General features: G+C 70.9%; 17 protein-coding genes and 6 tRNA genes. 13 read left to right on the top strand and 10 right to left on the bottom strand.

Features of this window, described 5'->3' with window-relative positions:
- Positions 1–9: 9 nt before the first annotated feature.
- From ABD329_RS29110 to ABD329_RS29100, 3 genes are all read right to left on the bottom strand, one after another.
- Positions 10–1,290, bottom strand: a complete 1,281-nt coding sequence (locus ABD329_RS29110; RefSeq protein ID WP_198277531.1) for an ABC transporter substrate-binding protein — start codon at positions 1,288–1,290, stop codon at positions 10–12.
- A gap of 254 nt (positions 1,291–1,544) precedes the next feature.
- Positions 1,545–1,616 (bottom strand) — tRNA-Val (locus tag ABD329_RS29105).
- Positions 1,617–1,682: 66 nt separating this feature from the next.
- Positions 1,683–2,138 carry a TIGR02611 family protein gene (locus ABD329_RS29100; RefSeq protein ID WP_198277530.1) on the bottom strand — a complete coding sequence of 152 codons (456 nt, stop codon included), beginning with the start codon at positions 2,136–2,138 and terminating at the stop codon, positions 1,683–1,685.
- 190 nt (positions 2,139–2,328) lie between these two features.
- Here ABD329_RS29100 and ABD329_RS29095 point away from each other — a divergent pair, with 190 nt between their 5' ends.
- Entirely contained in the window at positions 2,329–2,742 is a 414-nt protein-coding gene (locus ABD329_RS29095; protein ID WP_003959770.1) for an SsgA family sporulation/cell division regulator, read from the top strand.
- A 298-nt stretch (positions 2,743–3,040) separates the two neighbouring features.
- Positions 3,041–3,610, top strand: a complete 570-nt coding sequence (locus tag ABD329_RS29090) for a CGNR zinc finger domain-containing protein (protein ID WP_198277529.1) — start codon at positions 3,041–3,043, stop codon at positions 3,608–3,610.
- A 38-nt stretch (positions 3,611–3,648) separates the two neighbouring features.
- Here the strand turns inward: ABD329_RS29090 and ABD329_RS29085 are convergent, their stop codons facing one another.
- The gene (locus ABD329_RS29085) at positions 3,649–3,822 is read right to left on the bottom strand and encodes a hypothetical protein (protein ID WP_198268756.1); all 174 of its coding nucleotides are present in this window, start codon (positions 3,820–3,822) and stop codon (positions 3,649–3,651) included.
- 68 nt (positions 3,823–3,890) lie between these two features.
- Entirely contained in the window at positions 3,891–4,352 is a 462-nt protein-coding gene (locus ABD329_RS29080) for a hypothetical protein (protein WP_198277535.1), read from the bottom strand.
- Positions 4,353–4,485: 133 nt separating this feature from the next.
- Between ABD329_RS29080 and ABD329_RS29075 the strand changes: the two genes are divergently transcribed.
- On the top strand, positions 4,486–4,998 hold the full coding sequence (locus tag ABD329_RS29075) for a DsbA family protein (RefSeq protein ID WP_198277528.1): 513 nt from the start codon (positions 4,486–4,488) through the stop codon (positions 4,996–4,998).
- A 44-nt stretch (positions 4,999–5,042) separates the two neighbouring features.
- On the opposite strand, the gene ABD329_RS29070 is transcribed toward ABD329_RS29075, so the two are convergent.
- From ABD329_RS29070 to ABD329_RS29060, 3 genes are all read right to left on the bottom strand, one after another.
- Positions 5,043–5,888, bottom strand: a complete 846-nt coding sequence (locus ABD329_RS29070) for a GNAT family N-acetyltransferase (protein WP_198277527.1) — start codon at positions 5,886–5,888, stop codon at positions 5,043–5,045.
- A 145-nt stretch (positions 5,889–6,033) separates the two neighbouring features.
- On the bottom strand, positions 6,034–6,861 hold the full coding sequence (locus tag ABD329_RS29065) for an aminotransferase class IV (RefSeq protein WP_198277526.1): 828 nt from the start codon (positions 6,859–6,861) through the stop codon (positions 6,034–6,036).
- Positions 6,858–7,931 carry a chorismate-binding protein gene (locus ABD329_RS29060; protein WP_198277525.1) on the bottom strand — a complete coding sequence of 358 codons (1,074 nt, stop codon included), beginning with the start codon at positions 7,929–7,931 and terminating at the stop codon, positions 6,858–6,860. The genes ABD329_RS29065 and ABD329_RS29060 overlap by 4 nt, the downstream gene beginning before the upstream one ends.
- A 160-nt stretch (positions 7,932–8,091) precedes the next feature.
- Here ABD329_RS29060 and ABD329_RS29055 point away from each other — a divergent pair.
- The 5 genes from ABD329_RS29055 (at position 8,092) to ABD329_RS29035 (ending at position 8,515) form a co-directional block, all read left to right on the top strand.
- Positions 8,092–8,164, top strand: a tRNA-Gly gene (locus ABD329_RS29055).
- Positions 8,165–8,192: 28 nt separating this feature from the next.
- A tRNA-Cys gene (locus tag ABD329_RS29050) sits at positions 8,193–8,263 on the top strand.
- 1 nt (position 8,264) lies between these two features.
- Positions 8,265–8,336, top strand: a tRNA-Val gene (locus ABD329_RS29045).
- Positions 8,337–8,360: 24 nt separating this feature from the next.
- Positions 8,361–8,432: transfer RNA gene (locus tag ABD329_RS29040), tRNA-Val, on the top strand.
- 11 nt (positions 8,433–8,443) lie between these two features.
- Positions 8,444–8,515 (top strand) — tRNA-Val (locus ABD329_RS29035).
- Positions 8,516–8,589: 74 nt separating this feature from the next.
- Here ABD329_RS29035 and ABD329_RS29030 read toward each other — a convergent pair.
- Together ABD329_RS29030 and ABD329_RS29025 are read right to left on the bottom strand one after the other, a co-directional pair.
- Positions 8,590–8,880, bottom strand: coding sequence for a TFIIB-type zinc ribbon-containing protein (locus tag ABD329_RS29030; protein ID WP_198277524.1), 291 nt, complete (start codon positions 8,878–8,880; stop codon positions 8,590–8,592).
- Between the two features lie 76 nt (positions 8,881–8,956).
- A complete protein-coding gene (locus tag ABD329_RS29025; RefSeq protein WP_309142736.1) occupies positions 8,957–9,904 on the bottom strand; it encodes a phosphotransferase in 948 nt (315 codons plus the stop codon).
- Between the two features lie 175 nt (positions 9,905–10,079).
- Here ABD329_RS29025 and ABD329_RS29020 point away from each other — a divergent pair, with 175 nt between their 5' ends.
- The 5 genes from ABD329_RS29020 to ABD329_RS29000 form a co-directional block, all read left to right on the top strand.
- A complete protein-coding gene (locus tag ABD329_RS29020; protein ID WP_198277522.1) occupies positions 10,080–10,979 on the top strand; it encodes a cyclase family protein in 900 nt (299 codons plus the stop codon).
- A 248-nt stretch (positions 10,980–11,227) separates the two neighbouring features.
- Positions 11,228–11,815: a TetR/AcrR family transcriptional regulator gene (locus ABD329_RS29015; protein WP_198277521.1), complete on the top strand. Its 588-nt coding sequence runs from the start codon at positions 11,228–11,230 to the stop codon at positions 11,813–11,815.
- Positions 11,816–11,938: 123 nt separating this feature from the next.
- Positions 11,939–13,162, top strand: a complete 1,224-nt coding sequence (locus ABD329_RS29010; RefSeq protein WP_198277520.1) for an MFS transporter — start codon at positions 11,939–11,941, stop codon at positions 13,160–13,162.
- A gap of 463 nt (positions 13,163–13,625) precedes the next feature.
- Complete coding sequence (locus ABD329_RS29005) at positions 13,626–14,057, top strand: phage minor capsid protein (protein WP_344317136.1); 432 nt, start codon at positions 13,626–13,628, stop codon at positions 14,055–14,057.
- Positions 14,058–14,177: 120 nt separating this feature from the next.
- A partial coding sequence (locus ABD329_RS29000; RefSeq protein ID WP_344317135.1) for a helix-turn-helix domain-containing protein occupies positions 14,178–14,598 on the top strand: 421 nt, incomplete at its 3' end.

Raw genomic sequence — 14,598 nt, 5'->3', positions numbered from 1 at the left:
AAGCTCTCCTCACGAGCCGAGCGCGGACTCGGCCTCGCTGAAGAACTGGTCGACCGCCTTGCCCATCGAGGACTGCCCCAGCGCGACCTGGGTGTAGATCCTCAGGAAGGCGGCCTCGGCGACATCGGCGCCGGCCGGATGCGGGGTGATCGGCTCCAGCTTGGCGCGCACGCTCTTCTCATACGCGGCGATCTTGGCGTCGACACCCTCGGGTTTGTAGGCGTCGTACTGGGCGGTGGTCGCCGGGATGCCGCGGTTGTAGCCCATGATCTTGCCCACCTCGGGGTCATGGGTCATGAAGTCGATGAACTGGGCGACTTCCTTGGGGTGCTGGGTGCGGGCGGAGCCGCTGAGCATGAGCGAGGAGAGGTACTGGCCGGTGCGCTTGCCGTCCGTGGTCGGGATGGGCCCGAGGTCGAGGGTGGTCTTGGTCTCGGCGGCGAAGCGGACCAGGAAGTTGTCCCAGGTGAACTCGGAGGCCGACAGATCGGCGCTGATCGACGCCTTGGGCTTTGCCTGCTCGGACTTCTTGCCCGGCACCAGCTCATCGGCCTTGGCGTGCTGCTGCCAGCGCCCCCACCACTCGGTGAGGTCGTCCTTGGTGAAGCCGAGCTTGTCGTCCTTGGTGAAGAACGCCTTGCCGTTCTGCCGCAGATACAGGTCGTAGAGGTACATCACATTGGCGTTGTCGCTGGCGCCGTAGAGGGTGCCGTCGCTCTTGCGCACCTTCTTGGCGGCCGCGAAGAAGTCGTCCCAGGTCCATCCGTCCTCGACGGTCACCCCGGCCTTGTTGAACGCGTCCGGGTTGTAGAAGAAGGCGAAGGTATTGGCGCCGACCGGCACTCCGAGGAGCTTGCCGTCGATATCCCCGGCCTTCTCCAGTCCGTCGCGGAATCCCTTCAGGCTGAGATTTCCGGCGTCGGCCTGACCGTTCAGATCCAGCAGGAGGTTCTTGTCGCCGTATTTGCGCAGGAAGGCGTAGGAGTTCTGGAAGACGTCCGGGGCGTTTCCGCCCGCGGCCTGGGTATTGAACTTGCTCCAGAAGTCGGTGTATTCGGAGAAGTCCGTCTTGACCTTGATGTTCGGATGTTCCTTCTCGAACAGCTTGACCGTCTTCTGGATCAGCTCCGCGCGGTCCTTGGCGCCCCACCAGGAGTAGCGGATGGTCACCTTGCCGTCCCCGGAACCGCTTCCCCCGCCACAGCCGGTGACCAGCAGCCCCAGCGCGGCCACCACGGCCGCGACCGCCCGGACCTCTCTCGCCCTCGCCGTCCATCGCCCAGCACCCATGACACGCCCCTCCGGGGCAGGTCGTCCGACTGCCCCCGCTAGCTTGAAACGTTTTAGGCAAGCGCTTGCCGGGACAAGTTAGGGACCAATGAGGCGTACGTCAACGGTTCGGACAGGATCACTCAGGATCGAGGTGAAGCGCTTCAACGAAAGCGCTTGGGGCTCGCGTCGACCACCTGGCCCCGGACACCTTCGGACATGCGACAACGCCGAGGGCCCGGAAGGCAGATGCCTTCCGGGCCCTCGGTCCAGGGTGGGCGATACTGGGTTCGAACCAGTGACCTCTTCGGTGTGAACGAAGCGCTCTCCCACTGAGCTAATCGCCCTGGCGCACGCACAACATTAGCGCATGCCGGACCGTGCTCATGACCAGTCCTACGACGCCGGACCGCTCACTGCTCGATCTTCCACGGCATCACGACGCCGAACTTCCACACATAGGCCGAGACCGCCACGGCGCAGATCACCACCGCGATCGTGGTCAGTATGAGATTGCGCCTGCGCACCCTCGGATCCAGGGCTCGGTGCGCCGCCTCGGTGACCTTGCGCTTGGTCCAGGCCAGCACCAGCTGGGCCCAGACGAACTCGGTCGCCCAGATCGCCATTCCGGCGAAGATCACCAGCCATCCCGGACCGGGCAGGGGCAGCAGGATGACGCCCAGGGCCACGACCCCGAGGCCGACGATGAACACGCCGACCTGCCAGCTCAGGTGCAGCGGGCGCGACCGCTTGATGAACCGCGGCGCCCGGGAGCCCCATACCGGCTCCTTCTTCGGCTCATCGCCCCCCGTCGCGACCCGGGACCCCGCTTCGCCGGCCCCGCGCCGCCCGTCACTCTCCGCATTCATGTGACCCAACTTACCTGATCGTTTGAAGTCACCGGAACGGCGGTAGCGCCCGCCCCAGAGCTGGGCCGCATGAGCTACCAGAAGAGCCGCAAAACGGTCAGAGGGGTTTACAACGGCACCGTAGGTGGCATGTCGATTTCGCCGACGTGCGAATCCCCGAGCGCACACTGAGCGAAAGGCCCTGGCGCTTATGAACACCACGGTCAGCTGCGAGCTGCACCTGCGCCTCGTTGTGTCGAGCGAATCCTCACTGCCTGTACCCGCGGGCCTGCGGTATGACACGGCCGACCCTTACGCCGTGCACGCCACCTTCCACACCGGAGCCGAAGAGACGGTCGAATGGGTGTTTGCCCGCGATCTTCTCGCCGAGGGTCTGCACCGGCCCACCGGCACCGGCGACGTCCGGGTGTGGCCGTCCCGCAGCCACGGCCAGGGAGTCGTCTGCATCGCCCTGAGCTCCCCGGAGGGGGAGGCACTGCTCGAAGCCCCGGCGCGGGCCCTGGAGTCGTTCCTGAAGCGAACCGACGCCGCGGTGCCACCCGGTACCGAACACCGCCATTTCGACCTCGACACAGAGCTCTCCCACATCCTGGCGGAGAGCTGAGACCCGGCGAGAGCTGAGCGCTCGGCCGTCCGACTCGGGGAGACGGCGCGAGCCGGGGCGCGACCGCATCACGTACCGACGATCCCGACCATGGCAATCCCGACAACGGCAGAGGCAGGCGACGGTGCCGTCGCCGCGGCAGCACCCGCGGTGACGGCACCGTCGTGTGACCGTCCGGCAGCGTCCACGACCGCCCTGGGCCGCCTGAGATACGTCCGGGGGCCCGGCAGGACTAGAGTCGGGCAGATCGAGGGCAGCCCAGGGGCAGCCGCCGACCCAGCCGGTCAGGGAGCCAATCGTGCTGATCAACCACGACACCCGGTGCGCGCTCGACGCCGTCGTCGATCTGGTGAACACCGCGCCCGAGGGCGCGGACCAGGACGACCTCGCCGATGTCGCCGCACTGCGCCGGTTCGTCGAGCGCAATGCCATCAGCGACATCGGCGCGCTCGGGGAGCGCGACCTCACCGCGGTACGGGCCGTACGGACCCGGTTCGCCGAGGTCTTCGCGGCGGCCGGGAACGAGGCCGCCGCCCGCCGCACCGCCGAACTGCTCAACGCGATGATCGCCGCGGCCGGCACCACGCCCCGGCTCACCGACCACGACGGCTACGACTGGCATGTGCACTACTTCGCGCCCGGTGCCTCGCTGGCCGACCACCTGGCCGCCGACGGCGGGATGGCGCTGGCGTTCCTCGTGGTGGGGGGCGAGCGGGAGCGGCTGCGCCGCTGTGAGGCCCCGGACTGCCGCCACGCCTTCGTGGATCTGTCCCGCAACCGCTCCCGGCGCTACTGCGACAGCCGCACCTGCGGCAACCGGCTGCATGTCGCCGCGTACCGCGCCCGGCGCCGCGAGGCCGCGAGCTGACCGTCCGGGTACGGCGGTCGGATGCCGGGCGGGACGCATCACCACCGGTAGAGGTCGTGGACGGCGGTGACGAAGAGCAGAGTGCCGATGAACGCCAGGAACAGCATCAGCGGCGGCTGCGAGAGGGCGAAGAGACAGCCACGGGTCTCGTCGCTCGGCGGAACAGGGGGTCCTTCGATGGGGGATTGCTCCCCGGGCGGTGATTGCAACATCTCGCGGAGATCATGACCCAGCCATGAGCCCGCCTGCGAGCGGTGATCGTTTTTTGATCGGTCGCTTGTCAGATGCCGTGCTTTTTGAGTATGGCCTCGATGTCGGAGAAGTCATCTGTGCCAGAGCTCGTTCCACCCTTGGTCTTCGGCTTCCCCGACGCCTTGACCCCGGTGGCCCCCCGGCCGGGCCCCAGCGCGGGCTCCGAGGCCCCCGCGGACACCCCGCCGGCCCGTTCGGCCGCGGCCGCCGCGCGGCGCTCCTTACGGGTGCCGCCGGAGCGGTGCTCGACCGCCCGCGTGATCATGAACAGCCCCCAGGAGAGGCCCAGCAGGCCGAAGCCCAGCCAGATGCTCGGCTTGAAGACCAGGTCGGTCAGCCAGTCCAGGACGCCGGTCATGGCCAGGCCCAGCGGGATCAGGGCGTAGGCGGCGATCCGCGTCGCCGCCAGGAACCGCTTGCGGTAGGCGGTCAGCCCGGCGATGCCGAGACCGGCCGCGGACAGCGCGGCGCAGATGGTGTCGGTCAGCATCGTTCCTCCCGCGGACTGGGCTTCCGGTACGTCCATCGTGCACCCCGTAAGGCGGCCGGGGCCATGGCCCGAGCCCGGGATCAGGGACATCTCCGGGTACGGATCAGGGTCCGGGGGCTGGAAGACTGGCCCCATGAGCCACACCGACCCCTCCCCCCGCCCCGTGCTCGATGTCTGGTGCGAGTTGCAGTGCCCCGACTGCCGTACCGCGCTGGGCGATCTGCGCGCGCTGCGCGACCGCTTCCAGGACTCGCTGGACATCCGGCTGCGCCACTTCCCGCTGGAGCGCCACCAGCACGCCCACGCGGCGGCTCAGGCGGCCGAGGAGGCCATCGCCCAGGGGCGCGGCTGGCCGTTCGTCGAGGCGGTCCTGGAGCGCGCCGAGGAGCTCGGGAGCCGCGGTGAGCCGGTGCTGGTGGAGGTGGCCCGGGAACTGGGTCTTGACGCCGAGGAGATGGACACCGCGCTGGTCGACGGCCGGCACATCCTGATCGTGGACGCGGACCAGGCCGAGGGCAAGGCGATCGGGGTCACCGGCACGCCCACGTACGTGATCGGCGGCGAGCGGCTCGACGGCGGCAAGAGCCAGGAGGGGCTGCGGGAGCGCGTCGAGGAGATCGCCGCCCGGCTCGTCGCCGAACGGTGAGCGGTGAGCGGTCCTGAAGCCCTGAGGGTGCTCAGAGCAGGCCCTTACAGCAGCGGCTTGTAGAGCTGGTACTCGATCGGCTCGTAGCCCAGCGACTCGTACAGCCGCAGCGCCGGGGTGTTGCCGCCGAAGACGTACAGACCGAGGCTGTGCGCCCCGTGCGCCAGGCTCGCGCGCTCGGCGGCCAGCATCAGGGTGCGGCCGTGTCCATGGCCGCGGTGCGCCTCGGCGACCTCGACGGCGTAGACGTACGCCTCCCCGCTCTCGGCGGCGTCGGGCTCCCCCTCGCGCAGCGCGATCCAGATGGTGCCCACGTCCGTGCCGCTGTGGGCGAGGACGCGCAGCAGGGCCGCGGGGGTGTCCGGGCCCTGCGGCAGCAGCGTCGCGTAGTCGGCGTCCGCCTTGGTCTCGGCCTGCTGCCGGGTGAGTCCGCGCGCCAGCAGATCGGCTGTGTATCCGGCCCGCTCGCGGGCGTGCCACGCCGGGTAGTCGGCCTCCCCGAGGGGGCGTATCGCGCTGCCCTCGGGCAGCTCGGGCGGGTCCATGAGCCGCTTGAGCATGTTGCGGCCGCGCTCGCGGTAGCCGAGCGCGGCCGTGAGCCCGAGGGCGGTCGTGGCCGACGCGGGGACGCTCACCGTCAGCTGGGTGCAGCCCCAGCCGCGCAGCACCTCCTCGGCGGCGAGCGCGGCGACCGTGCCGCGGCCCCGGTGCCGCTCGCCCTCGTCGATGTGGAGCCGCTCGATACGCCCGGCCGCCGGGCCCAGGCGGGCGTCGGTGGCGAGGCGTACGGTGCCGACGGGGCGGCCGTTGACGCACACCTCGTACGCGCGGGCACGTCCGCCGCCGTCGGTGTGCCGTTCGGGCGCGGTGGGGCGCAGAGTGGTGGTCACGAAGGTGTTCTACCGGCCCGCCGGGCGGTCGTCACCCGTTTTCCGGCGCGGATCCGCCACGACCTGCCGGTGAGGTCCCCGGCTTGGCCGCTCAGGGGTCGGTGTCCCCGCCGCCCGCTCAGGGGTCGATGTCCCCGCCGCCCGCTCAGGGATCGATATCGGCGGCCGCTCGCTCGACGAAGATCCGCAGGGCCTCGGCGGTGACCGGCCCCGGAGCGCCGGGCAGGGTGTGGCCGTCCACGCGGTGGACGGCCTGTACATCGCGGGTCGTGGAGGTCACGAAGACCTCCTCGGCCCGGTACAGCGCGTCCAGCGGCAGATCGGTCTCCTTGGCGCCCACCCACTCGAGCACCAGGGCGCGGGTGATCCCGGCGAGGCAGCCGGAGGAGAGCGGCGGGGTGTGCAGCTGGCCGTCGAGTACCACGAAGACATTGGAGCCGGTGCCCTCGCAGAGCGCGCCGACCGTGTTGCCGAAGAGCGCCTCGGTGGCGCCCTGCTCGCGGGCGCGGGCGAGCGCGACCACGTTCTCGCCGTACGAGGTGGTCTTCAGGCCGGAGAGCGCCCCGCGCTCGTTGCGCGCCCAGGGGACGGTGACCACTGCCGTGGCGTCGGGCCTGCGGGCCGCCTCGACCAGTGCCACCACCACGGTGGGCCCGGCCGTGCCGCGGTCGGAGCCGAGCGGCGAGATCCCTCCGGTGTAGGTGATCCTCAGCCGTCCGAACGCCACGGGGTGGGCCTTGAGCACCTCCTCGCAGCCCCGCCGCACCTCGTCCAGGTCCGGCTCGGGGAGTCCCAGGCCCGCGGCCGAGCGGGCCAGCCGCCGCAGATGGCGGGTGAGCGCGAACGCCCGCCCCTCGGTGGCCTTGACGGTCTCGAAGACGCCGTCGCCGACCGTGAGCCCGTGGTCGAACACGGACACCATGGCGCTGTCCGGGTCGCAGAGGGATCCATCGAGCCAGATGGCCGGTTTCATCGCGTCGCCCTTCCCGTTGTCCGCTGTACACCCGTCGTCTGCTGTACACCCGACGCTACCGCGAGCAGCCGGGCGGCCTTGAGTTCCGTTTCGTCCCATTCGCGCTCCGGTTCGGAGCCCCAGGTGATGCCCGCCCCGGTGCCGAACCGCAGCACGGCCCCGGCCGGGCCGCGGTCGATCCAGAAGGTCCGTATCCCGACCGCCAGCTCACCGGTGCCGCGGTCGGCGTCGACCCAGCCGATACCGCCGCAGTACGGGCCCCGGGGCGCGGTCTCCAGCTCCTCGATGACGCGCAGCGCGCTGGACTTGGGCGCGCCGGTGACCGAGCCGGGCGGGAAGGTGGCCGCGAGCAGTTCCGGCCAGCCGGCGCCGGGGGCGAGTTCGCCCCGCACCGTGGAGACGAGGTGGACCAGACCGGGGTGCGGTTCGACCGCGCACAGCGCCGGGACGGTCACCGAGCCGGTGGCGCAGACCCGGCCCAGGTCGTTGCGGACCAGGTCCACGATCATCACGTTCTCGGCGTGGTCCTTCTCCAGCAGGTCCTCGGGGACGCGGCCGGTGCCCTTGATGGGGCCGGACTCCACGGTGCGCCCGGTGCGCCGCAGAAACAGTTCGGGCGAGGCGGTGGCGACCTCCACCCCGTGGGCCGGCAGCCTTACGGTGCCCGCGTACGGAGCGGGGTTGCCCAGGGCCAGCAGCGAGGTCAGCGCGTCCACATCGGCCCCGGCCGGATCGGGCAGCGGCGCGGACAGCACCCGGCAGAGGTTGGCCTGGTAGACCTCGCCGGCCGCGATCCGCCGCCGCACGGTGCGCACCCCCGCGGTGTAGGCGGCCCGGTCCAGTGACGAGGTCCACTCCCCGGGCCCGGGGCCGCGCCAGCCACCGGGCGCGGGCGGCGGCACCGGCTCGGTCCGTACCTCGCCGAAGCGAGCGCAGACCAGACGGCCCTCGAAGTCCGCGACAACGGCCCAGAAACCCTGGGTTTCCAGGGCCGACGGGTCGCTGGTGACATCCCGTAGATCGGTGGCGAGCAGGCCGCCGAAGCGGGCGAGCGGGGGCAGGTCGGGCACGGTTGTGAGTCTATGGTGCCCAGGTCAGGGCGGCCTCGGGAGGGAGTGCGGCGCGCGAGCAGGGCAGCACGCTGCGGAAACGGAATTTGAGCTGGCCCCGGAATCCGCTAGAGTTCAACACGTCGCCGGGACGCGGAAGCGCCCCGGAGAAACGACACCTGCGGACGTGGCTCAGTTGGTAGAGCATCACCTTGCCAAGGTGAGGGTCGCGAGTTCGAATCTCGTCGTCCGCTCGGAGTGGGGGTTTCGACCCCCACGGTTGGTGGAGTGGCCGAGAGGCGAGGCAACGGCCTGCAAAGCCGTCTACACGGGTTCAAATCCCGTCTCCACCTCGGACGATTAGCTCAGCGGGAGAGCGCTTCCCTGACACGGAAGAGGTCACTGGTTCAATCCCAGTATCGTCCACTCGGATCCTCGCGGATCCACCACGCGCGATTAGCTCAGCGGGAGAGCGCTTCCCTGACACGGAAGAGGTCACTGGTTCAATCCCAGTATCGCGCACGCAGTCCTGCGGACGATTAGCTCAGCGGGAGAGCGCTTCCCTGACACGGAAGAGGTCACTGGTTCAATCCCAGTATCGTCCACATCGATCGTCGGAGGGCCGGAGCGAACGCTCCGGCCCTCCGACGTTCCCGGGCCTCATGAACCCGCAGGCTTCTCAGGACGAGAAGAGCATGTGCCCGAAGCCGCGCTTGTGGTGGCCATGGTGGCCGTGGTGGCCGCCGTGGTGCCCGTGCTGCGGGGCGCCCCACGCGGGTGCCGCCGGGTACGCCTGCGGCGCGCCGGGCGGAGCGGGTGGCACCTGTTGGGTCCACTGCGACTCAAGGCGAGTCAGCGCCTCCAGCTCCCCGTAGTCCAGAAAGATCCCCCGGCAGCCGCTGCACTGCTCTATCTGCACGCCGTTGCGGTTGTACGTGTGCATCGGCGCATGGCACTTGGGACACTGCATGGTCCGCTCAACTCCTCATGCTTCGGACAGGCGCGCCGGAACATGCGTCCGGGCGCGTGGACTTCACCCTACGGCCTCATCCCGCGGCCTCCATGAAGTGGGCGATACGGACGGCCGCCTCCACCATCGCCTCCTCGGCCTCGTCCAACGCCCGCCCGGCGGCCGCCGCCTTGGCGAGCGCGAGCGCGGCGGTCTGGACGGTGAGGGCGCGGGCGGGCACATCCAGCCGCGGCCAGGGGTCGCCCTCGCCCGCGGCGGAGCCGCCCGCCGCCCGGTACGCGCCCAGGAACCGCTCCCAGTCTTCGGCGGCGAGCAGTCCGGCGGCGTACCAGGCGGCGGGGCGGGCGAGGTCCCAGGCCGGATCGCCGAGGCCGAGGTCGTCGATGTCGATCAGTCGCCAGTCGGTGGCGCGGTGGCGGATGAGCTGGCCGAGGTGGAGATCGCCGTGGCAGAGCCTGTTGTCCTCGCCGCCCTCGTTGCCGTCGCGTAGACCCACGCGATCCGTACGGCCCACGCCCCGCGCCCAGCCGGGCAGTCCGGCCCAGGCCCGCAGCACGGCCCGGGTGGCCGCGCTGTCGGGGAGCGCCGCCGCCCGCAGCCGGGCGATGGCGCGGGCCGCCTTGACCGGGCCGCGCATCGCCGGGAGCGGGCCGGGCAGTTCGGCGATCGGCACGGTGTGCAGCCGGGCCAGCAGCTTCCCCGCCTCGGCCCAGGGGGCGGCGTCCGGCGCGTCGGGTGCCACGGGTTCGCCGTACGGCCAGAGGGTGACCTGCCGGCCGTCGGGCAGCACGTCCGTGCCGTCGACCGGCGGCAGCAGTATCTCCGCGCACCGGGGGTGGGCCGCGACGCCGAGCCGGACGGCCAGCTCGGCCGGGTCCGTGCCGGGCGGATGCGCCTTGGCCACGACATGGCCGCACCGGACGACGGTGCCGTCGGGCCGGTCGGCCAGGACGGTCACCTCGGCGGTGGCGTCGCGCCGGGCCCGGCGGAGGGCGCTGACGAGCTGCGCCGCGGTTTCGCTCACGGCTCCCCCCATGTCATCGGCTGCCCCGGGATCGTAGCTCCTGCCGGGTGGAGTGCCGGGGCTCCGGGCCTCCTGGTGTCGGGCGATACACCCGCGCGCGGGCCGCACGCTCCCCCGGTCGTAGCCAGGTTACAGATTTTGAACTCTGTAACCCGTGGCGGTACGTTTCGACGCCATGGACACACAACACACGGGAACCGGCGCATCGGAGGACCTGCCGAACAACTGGGGCCGGTGGGGCGAGGACGACGAGCGCGGCACGCTCAACCTCATCACCGGTGAGGCCCGGGCCAGGGGCGCGGCGGAGGCCCGCACCGGGCGGACGGTGTCACTCGCGCTTCCGATCCGGCCGGCGCCGCTCATCAGCGGCCCCTTCGCCCCCGCCACCCAGGACGCCTCGCCGGTCCAGCAGCTGATGGTGTACGTCGGCTCCCCGGCGCCCGCCACGGCGGATGTGATGCTGGTGACCAACCACCACCCGCGCTCGACCCACCTCGACGCGCTGGGGCACACGATCCGGGACGGGCGGGTCTATCCGGGGCGGCCCGTGGACGAGGCCGTGACCCCGGCAGGTGCCCGGCACGGCTCCACGGCGGCGTACGCCGCCGGGATCGCCACCCGGGGAATCCTGCTCGACCTGGCGGCCGACGGCCCGCTGCCCAGTGGCCACGCGGTCACCGCACGGGACTTCGAGGCGGCCGAGGAGCGCCAGGGCGTACGGCTGGAGTCCGGGGACGCCCTGGTGGTGCGCTGCGGATGGCCCATGACGCCCGACCCCGACCGGCCGATGCCGGGGATGAGCCTGGACGCGGTGCGCTGGATGCACCGGCGCGGTGTGTCGCTCTACGCGGGCGACATCGGCGACGCGCACCCGGACCTCGACCCCGCCTGCCCCCTGCCGCTGCACCGGGTCGCCCTCCCGTTGATGGGCCTGCCCCTGATCGACGCCGCCGAGGTGGACGAGCTCGCCGCCGTCTGCGCGGAGCTGGGCCGCTATGCTTTCCTGCTCACCGTGGCGCCGCCGCGTATCCACGGACTGACCGGGGTGCCCGTCAACCCGCTCGCGGTCTTCTGACGAGCCACTGAGCGCTCCGTTGGAAGTGCCCTGACCTGCCGTCGATCGTCCGCGGCGCCGTCGTGGCTGGTCGCGCCCGCGCGGCGGAGCCGCACATCGGCACAGCCCCGCGCCCCTGCGGGGCGCCACCGAACCGCAGCCGCATTCCGCCGATCCGCCGAGGAGGAACTGGAGTTGAGGGAGCAGTCGGTGCCCGTCGCCGGGGCCGGGAGCCGCGCGGTGCGGCTCGTACGGAACGGCGCGCCCTGATGCGTTCGGGCCCCCTCGACGCCGAGACCATCCTGACGGCCACCGAGGACGTGCTGCGCCGCCATGGACCGGCGAAGGCCACGGTGCTGGACGTGGCCCGGGCCCTGGGAGTCAGCCACGCCAGCGTCTACCGCCACTTCCCGTCCAAGGCGGCGCTGCGCGAAGCCGTCACCCGGCGCTGGCTCGGCCGGGCGCGCGACCCCCTCGCGGCGATCGCCGCCGACCCCCGGCAGGCCCCGCCCGAGCGGCTCCACACCTGGTTCACCACGCTCTTCACCGTCAAGCGGACCCTGGTGACCGAGGACCCGGAGCTCTTCGCCACCTACCGGGTCCTGACGGCCGAGCACAGCAGCGCCGCCGCCGACCATGTCACCGACCTGATCGGGCAACTGCGCGTCATCATCGCCGACGGCGTCGCCAGCGGTGACTTCGCCTCCCCCGACCCCACCGCGACGGCGCGAACCGTCTTCGACGCCACCATGGCCTACCACCACCCGGCCCACGCCCCCGAGTGGCAGGCCCGGGGGTCCGAGGCCGCCTTGCGGTCCATCTGCGCCTTGCTCATCGACGGCCTGCGCCCGCGCTGATGGCGGGTATGCGACATCACCCCTGAAGGGCGAGGGTGCGGTCGCAGACCTGCCAGCCACCGCTTGATGGAACCTGCTGGGCTGATGGCGAACGCACTGCCTTTCACAGGACGGAACGCCGCCATGCCGATCACCACCACCGCTTCGGCCAACGGCCGACTCTCAACCCCTCGGGCCCCGCTGAAGGGGTGGCCGGCCGTGGTCTCGGTGATGCTGGGGATCTTCGCCATCGTCACCACCGAGATCCTGCCGATCGGTCTGCTGACCTCGATCGGATCCGGCTTCACCGTCTCGGACGGGATGGCCGGACTGATGATGACCATGCCCGGTTTCCTGGCGGCCGTCGCCGCCCCACTGGTCACCGCGGTCACCGCACGCTTCGACCGCCGACCGATGCTGTGCGCCTTCATGCTCCTGCTGGCACTGGCGAACTTCCTCGCCGCCGCGGCACCCGACTACTGGCTCGTACTGACCTCTCGGATCATGGTCGGGATCACCATCGGCGGCTTCTGGTCGATCGGGGCGGGGCTGGCGGAACGACTGGTGCCGCCGGCCTCGGTCGGCAGGGCTACCGCTGTGATCTTCTCTGCCGTCCCGCTGGGATCCGTCCTCGGCGTACCAACCGGCACCCTCATCGGAGATCTCGCCGGATGGCGAACGGCCTTCACCGTCATGGGAGCCCTGACGGTCGGCGTACTGGTCATGCTGCTCCTGCTCGTCCCGCCGCTTCCTCCCGTCCAGGCCACACGGCTGAGCGTCCTGGGCGGCATGCTCCGCGGCGTCGACATCCGCTTCGCGCTCTTGCTGACGTTCCTTGTCGTGCTGGCCCACTTCGGCACGTACACCTACGTGACACCGTTCCTGGAACAGGTCACCCACGCCAACGGCGGTCTGATCACCACGTTCTTGCTGCTCTACGGCGCCGCCGGCATCCTCGGCAACTTCCTGGGCGGCGCCTGGGTGGCCCGCTACCCCCGGACCGTCCTCGGGCTAGCGGCCGGTCTGATCGCCGCGGCGACCCTCCTCCTTCCGGCGTTGGGCCGCTGGCAGGCGGGCGCGGTGATCCTGCTGATCGTGTGGGGCATCGCGTACGGCGCGGTGCCGGTCGCGTCGCAGACCTGCTTCTCCAAGGCGGCACCGCATGCCCCGGAAGCGGCCTCGGTCCTGTTCACCGCCTCCTTCCAGGCAACGATCTCCCTTGGCGCCCTCGCAGGGGGAGTCGTCCTGGACCACAGCTCTCCGTCCACGGTCATGGCGCTGGGCGGATGCACCGCGGCCCTCATGGTCCTGACCCAGGCACGTTTCGCCGCACGGCTCACTGATCCGGACTGCAAGGAGCACGCCTGAACGCACATGGGACGACACCGCCATGCAAGCCGAGGTAATGGCGATCCTCGCCGTGGTCCAGACATGGTGAAGGGCCCGCCCCCGGTGGCCGCCGAGGGTCAGGCCCCTTGCCTGGCGTGCAGCTAGTGAGCCCGGCCGTCTGTTGTTTGGCCGGGCTCATTGCTGAGCACGTGCCATACAGCCGGGGTCATGTCAGGGTTGCTGTTCGCTAGCCCTATCGCAGCAGCCATTCGACACCGGTCACCGCGCCGCGGTGGCCGAGTTCGGCGCCTTGTCCTATGACGCGTTTCGGCTGGTGGCCGAGATCACCCCAATGCTCAGGCCGTTTACCGCCTCGCACAGGGAACGGTTGACGTAGTCACCTCGACGCCCCGCTCGATTCTGCGGGCCGTCGTCGACGGATTCGGGGCGACCCCGGCCGAGGTCATCGCAACGCCCCTGCTCCGGCACCCGCCGGCAGGCCATGCAAGACGTCATGCACCGTTTCGCAGACCGCGGCATCCGGGCGTCTGTCGAACCGTGTCGGCCGTCGCCAGCAGCTGACCAGCCACGTCGAGATGGCCGTACCTACGGGCGTTGCGCGAACAGCATCGAGGAGGCCCGCCTCGCCGGCCTTCAGTACCCGAATTGCTGGCATTCCGTCAGCGCCTACACCCCAGGTCTGACAGTGGCCAAGCTGGCCGAGAGTGCCCCCGCCGGCTGCCTGACCGGTCAGCGGCAACGCGGGCTAGAGCCGCACATCCGGAAGTACCGGCGCTGCGAGGCTGCCACCGTCACCCCGGAAGCGAAACGGGCCGCGTCGGACAAGGTGCGCCAGTGGCAAGCCGCCCCCTACGGACGCTCATGGCCGCGCGGGGTCGCTTTTGTCATTACTGGCGCCCTTCTCGCCCTGTAGCGCTCCACACCCGTCGCGCGCCCTGGGTACCGTCTGAGGCATACGCCTGACGGATGGAGCACGGATGCATCGCCGCCCGCTTGAACCCCGCTGGTTCCACACCGCAAAGGGGGCGCGCTGATGTTGGAAGAAGCCGAGGAGATCGGCCGTCGCGCACGTAGCGCACGGCTGCGTCTCGGGATGCCGCAGGCTGACCTCGCCGCCGCCCTGGGGAAGTCTCAGGGGTGGGTGTCGAAGATGGAACGCGGCCTTATCGAACTTGACCGGGTCGGCCTGCTCAATCTGCTCGCCGCTGAGCTCCATGTCCACCCAAATGACCTGATCGGCCGTCCGTACAACAGCTCGCCCGAAGAGAATCAATGGCAGGTCACCGCGTCATCCGTCCTGCGCGAGCTGCGCCGGTACGACCTCGCCCCCATTTTCGACGGCATCCCGCGGCCGGCTAGTCAGCTCTGGCAGGAGACCACCCGACTGCACCGCCTACGCGACGCAGCGGCGAACGTGGCGATCATGCAGGTGCTTCCCGACCTGTTCCGGGAGG

The sequence above is a fragment of the Streptomyces javensis genome, assembly GCF_039525925.1.
Lineage (GTDB): Bacteria > Actinomycetota > Actinomycetes > Streptomycetales > Streptomycetaceae > Streptomyces > Streptomyces asiaticus.
The sequence above is the reverse complement of the archived record's forward strand: the minus strand, read 5'-3'. Positions and strand labels throughout refer to the sequence as shown.